Genomic DNA, 1746 nt, shown 5'->3' on the forward strand with positions numbered 1-1746 from the left:
GAGGCTGTTGCAGTATGCGTGTCGCCATGCCGGTTTCCAGCAGCGGTTTGGGAGAATTGGTTTATGGCGAAGGGGTATCGTCCGCTGCGGCGTGACCAGGGGTTCCTGCTACCGCCGAACATGCGGGAGTGGCTGCCCGCCGATCACCTCGTGTGGTTTCTGCTGGACACCATCGAGGTCCTCGATACCGGCGAGTTCGACCGAGGCCGCCGCGGCGGTGTCGGTGCTGCGGGCTATGACCCGAGAATGCTTTTAGGCCTGCTCGTATATGCATATTGTCGCGGTGTCCGGTCCTCGCGCCAGATCGAGCGGCTGTGTGTCACCGATGTCGCTTACCGGGTCCTGTGCGCCCAAGACGTGCCCGATCACTGCACGATCGCGCGGTTTCGGGCTGACTGTCAGGACGCGTTCACGAGTTTGTTCCGGCAGGTGTTGCTGATCGCCGCCCAGGCAGGCCTGGGCAAATTCGGAACGGTCGCTATCGACGGGACCAAGATCTGCGCGAACGCCTCGATCGATGCCAACCGGGGAGGCGACTGGCTGGGCGACTGGCTGGGCGAACAGGTGAGCGCGATGGTGAGCGAAGCAGAGCACGCCGATGCCGCCGAAGCCGATGGCCGTGAGCGGGTCGACGGTGACCGGGTCCCGGCGAGCCTGGATGAGCGCGGCGGGCGGGCGCAGCGGATCCGGCAAGCAGCCGCGCAAGTCAGCGCGCAGATGCGGCGCGAACAGCAGGAGCAGGACGAGAAGACGGCCGCGGCCAAGACACGCCGGGATAGATCTGAAGCAGGCCAACCAGTCCGCGGGCGGATCCCGGCCGGCCCACACCGACTGGCCGAAGCTCAGGCTCATCTAGCGCGAGAGATCGCAATGCATCAGGCCAAACTCGATCGGCGGGCCGCGCTGATCGGGGCAGGGAAGAAGCCGATGGGCCAGCCACCGGTCCCGATGGAGCGCTCGTCGCGGATCATCCGCACCCGCCTTGTCGTCCAGGCCGCGCTCGAGGCAGAGCAAGCATCGGCAGCCGCAACCCCATCCAAGAACACCCTGCCCAAGACGGTCGCCAACATCACCGATCCAGAGTCTCGGCTGATGCCGACCCGCAAGGGTTTCCTCCAAGGTTATAACGCTCAACTCGCTGTCACCTCAGATCAGCTGATCGTGGCGGTTGCCCTCGGGCAAAGCTCGAACGACATCGCATCGCTGGTGCCGATGATGCAGGCCAGCATCGAAGCCGCCGATGCCCTGCACGCACGGACCGGATCGGACGAGCATGTGATCGGCGTTGTCCTGGCTGATGCCGGGTACTGCAGCGAGGCCAACCTCGCAGCGCCCGGGCCCGATCGGCTGATCGCGCTGAACAAAAACAGAAACCAAACCAGGGCCGCCCGGGATGAACCTAGAACCGGGCCGCCACCGACCGGTGCCACCCCACGGCAGGCCATGGACCACCGGCTGCGGACAGTCGAAGGATCAGCGCTCTACAAACGCCGCGGCGCGACCGTCGAACCCGGCATCGGCAACCTCAAGAAGATCCTCGACCGGTTCTCCCGCCGCGGCCTCGACAGCGCCCGAAGCGAACTCCACCTTGCAGCCAGCGCCTTCAACCTCCTGAAAGTCCACCGCGCCGCAGCGATCTGAGCAAGCTGCACGGCCGAGTCTGACACTTTCAGCTAGCCATCCCACACGTTTGGTCGACCGGCGCCATCCGGCGTCACCGGACTGCACCGATTCCGCGACAGCCTC

General features: G+C 65.6%; 1 protein-coding gene. It reads left to right on the forward strand.

Annotated features, from left to right (window positions below):
* Nucleotides 1-1641, forward strand: a 1641-nt coding sequence (locus RM423_RS24580) for a transposase (RefSeq protein WP_311425668.1), incomplete at its 5' end; no start/stop codon positions are given.
* Between the last annotated feature and the right edge of the window lie 105 nt (nt 1642-1746).

Source organism: Jatrophihabitans lederbergiae, from assembly GCF_031845305.1.
GTDB classification, from domain to species: Bacteria; Actinomycetota; Actinomycetes; order Mycobacteriales; family Jatrophihabitantaceae; genus Jatrophihabitans_A; species Jatrophihabitans_A lederbergiae.